The 3,362-nt window shown below is 60.4% G+C and carries 3 protein-coding genes; 2 read left to right on the top strand and 1 reads right to left on the bottom strand.

The window, feature by feature from the left end:
* The first annotated feature begins 495 nt into the window (after positions 1-495).
* Complete coding sequence (locus ABSG20_RS32860; RefSeq protein ID WP_423868610.1) at positions 496-1,170, top strand: TetR/AcrR family transcriptional regulator; 675 nt, start codon at positions 496-498, stop codon at positions 1,168-1,170.
* Positions 1,171-1,298: 128 nt separating this feature from the next.
* Here ABSG20_RS32860 and ABSG20_RS32855 read toward each other — a convergent pair whose 3' ends face one another.
* Positions 1,299-1,697, bottom strand: coding sequence for a hypothetical protein (locus ABSG20_RS32855; protein WP_423868609.1), 399 nt, complete (start codon positions 1,695-1,697; stop codon positions 1,299-1,301).
* Positions 1,698-2,227: 530 nt separating this feature from the next.
* On the opposite strand from ABSG20_RS32855, the gene ABSG20_RS32850 reads away from it, so the two are divergent.
* Positions 2,228-3,184 (top strand): dioxygenase family protein, encoded by a 957-nt coding sequence (locus ABSG20_RS32850; RefSeq protein WP_423868608.1) that lies wholly within the window; start codon positions 2,228-2,230, stop codon positions 3,182-3,184.
* Positions 3,185-3,362 lie beyond the last annotated feature (178 nt).

The raw sequence follows: 3,362 nt of genomic DNA, 5'->3' as shown, positions 1-3,362 counted from the left end.
GACTGGGGTCGTGGAACGGTCGTCGCATGCACTCAATGACGTCGCGAGCAGCGCGGCCACAAGCGCCGCCCCTCGCCGCTTCATGATGGGCTGGCCGGCCGTTTGGCCGGCGCCGAGCCAAGGCTGAAATCGTTGTTTCATGGCATTTCCTGGAATGGCGGGCGACGACCGCCCCGTTCGGTTCGCATAATAGAACTATACGGTTTAGTATCTTTATGCAAGTGGAATTTTCGTACCCCCCGAACCCCTCGCATGATCGTGATCGATTTGGGACGAACTGGCACCGCTCCGTTCGGCGATACCCCCGGTGCCTGCGACACCGGGGTGCTCTTGGATGTTCGTGCCGGTTAGTCGGAGGAACAAATTTGTCATGCCGATCTCCTATATATACTATACCGTATAGTTTTTTTTTACTTGCATTTTCGTTCGAGCCATGTCAACCCGGCACCTGCTGAGAGTTGAGCTACTCGCACTATCGTGATCGCAGGAACAATCATGACCACGAACAGACACTCGAAACGACCGCAGGCCCGCTTGGGCAGACCGCCCAAGGACCTCGCCGGCGACGTCAAAAGCCGGATCCTCGATGCGGCTCAGCAGATTTTTCTCAAGCGAGGTTACCAAAGCGCCAGCGTCGATGAAATCGCGGAGATGGCGCCGGCGAGCAAGCCGACGATTTATGCTCACTTCGACGGCAAGCAGGCGCTGTTTGAGGCGGTCATCGCCCGCGTCATCGCCGGACTGACGAACTTTGAGGGCTACGCGCCCAGGGGAGGCACGGCGACCGACAAGCTCACAAGTGTCGGCACCGAGCTGGTAGAAAGATTCCTTGAGGACACGGTCGGCGTAACGCGCGCCACGATTGCCGAAGCCGACAGATTCCCGGCGTTGAGCCGCCATGTCCATGAAGCAGGCCGGGATCGGGCTGCAGCTGCGGTTTCCCATGTCCTGAACACTGCGGCCCACACGCTTCAGCGGGGTCCGAAGGGGCCCTTCGGCACCAAGCGAAGCCATGCCACCGCGCAGATTTTCATGGACCTCGTTCTGCTCCCAATGCTTATGCGAGCGCTGATGGGGGAGGACGCGAAACACCTGCGAAAGGAGGTCCCCGGTTTCGTGCGTGAACGCGTCAACTTCTTCCTGGCAGCCTGTGAAACCGATTGGGGGTAGTGAAGGCCTTTGCCGCCCTCGGTACTCCCGGGTGCGACCGCAGGTGGGCGGCCTTGCGCTGCGGCGCAGCGTCCGATCCTGTATTCTGGTCGGCTGAACAGGGCCACCGCCAACAGCCTTCGCCAGTCTCAGGCCCGATTTCCGCGAACATCCATCTCATTGATGAGCTCCGGCAGGTCGACCAATGTCCTGTTCGGAGAAAGGTAGGTGTCGAGGATCAACCGACCCGCCTTCTCCGCCGCCTCAATCACGGCGTCGCTCGACAGGATTTTCATTCGGGCGATGAAGGCGTACAGGTCGACCAGTTTCGAAACCTCTGACTTGTCGTGGACGAGTGCATCGGCGTAGAGCCTCGATGCCTCTTCAATGAAGTTTTTATAGAGCTCTTCACGCTGGGACGCGGCCCGCAATGTTCGACGGACGCGGTCTTTGCGTCGCTGCGTCACCCAATTCGTGAAAATCGACGCTAGCGTGCCTGAGGCCGATCCCGAGAACGACGCAAGGGCGGGAATGTAGATCATGTTCATTTTTCTTCTCCGGTTTTACCTGCTCACAAGGCACCTCAAAGGCTGGCGGGAACGATTCTGGCTGGTTGGCTTTTCTGATCACGCCGTATTAAAACTATACGGTATAGTTAAATTGGCGATCGGGAAATGTCAACCCACTTTGTGGCGGAGCGAACTTGCTCAGGGACACCTTGGATCGCCTGGTGGATTTTGATCGCATCAACGCCGGGATGACGCGCTTCAGCGCGGGCGGTCTGGTTGCAGGTTCGAGTCGTGCCGGGCCCACCAAACGAAATCAGCGATTTATCAGCCGGAACTCATTCCGTCCCCCTTCGCCCACCCGGATTCCATCCCGAACCTGACCGAACCTGGTCGAATTTGCGCGAATTCGCCCAGACGATTCAGTAAATGATTGGCGGTCCGTTACGGCGTGCTTGCAGGTTTGCAGCAATGCCGTCACCATCCACACTGGTTCAAATCGATGACGGGACAGCGTCGGCAGCCCGGGCTTCGGAATGCCGTCACAACCGTCAGGTCAAATGGAGGGACGTATGCGAGAGCTGACCCCGGAGACGATTACAGATGCGGTGCTCGACCAGATGGCGACGACGCCGGACGCGCGCATGAGAGAGGTGATGGCAGCCGCCGTGAGGCACCTGCATGCCTTCGCCCGCGAGGTGAAGCTGACCCCCGGGGAATGGATCAGGGGCATCGAATTCATGACCGCGGTCGGCGGAATGTGTACGCCGGAGCGGCAGGAATTCATTCTGCTATCGGATACCCTTGGCCTGTCGGCTCTGGTCAACGGACTGCACGACAGCACCGCCGTCGAAGACGGCACCCATACCAGCCTGCTTGGCCCGTTCTACCGCGAGACCTCGCCAAGACTGGCGGCCGGCAGCCAGATCGCCCGCACGGTGAAGCCCGGCAGCGAGTGCGCACTCTACGGCCGCGTCACCGACGTCAACGGCAGGCCGCTCGCCAACGCGTCCGTTTCTATTTGGCAGACCGGCGCCGACGGTCTCTACGACATTCAGGAAAGTGCCGCGTCAACTGATTATCGTGGTGTGTTCGCCACGGATGCGGATGGCGTCTACATGCTGCGTACGGTCAAACCGGTCGGATACTCGATCCCGATGGATGGCCCCGTCGGCGGCATGGTCAAGGCGCAGGCGCGACACGGCATGAGGCCGGCCCATATTCACTTCCTGGTGGGTGCACCCGGTTATCGCGAGTTGGTGACAGCGCTCTACCTGCGCGATGATCCGCATCTTGCCGACGACGTCGTGTTCGGCTCTTCGGGTGATCTTGCCGTCGACCTCGATGCAAACGATCCGGGCTGCCCGATCAAGGGGCTGCCCAGCATCCGCTTCGATATGCGGCTGTCGCGCGAAGGAGCCGCTGACAAGACCAGCGGACGCGTCGGCTCTGACCCCGCCGCGATCGTGAAATCGCGGGCTGGGACCGGGAATGGGCAATCCCCGGCAGCGGCGCCCGCGGCGAGCTAGTTGAGGCGGACTGGACGTTCGCGTCGGCCGCCGCTGCAGATCATCCGCGCGAACGTCAGGTCCCAAAGACCAATCGAGAGTCCTATTGTGGCCGGGGCCTCTTTGGCTCTAACGTTGCTGCAAGCGGCTGTGGAAATTGGGAACAGCGCGATATCATTCTGAGCGCAACAATCGGATG

Origin of the sequence: Bradyrhizobium sp., from assembly GCF_049512235.1 — a bacterium.
In the GTDB taxonomy this organism is placed as follows: Bacteria; Pseudomonadota; Alphaproteobacteria; order Rhizobiales; family Xanthobacteraceae; genus Bradyrhizobium.
The sequence above is the reverse complement of the archived record's forward strand: the minus strand, read 5'-3'. Positions and strand labels throughout refer to the sequence as shown.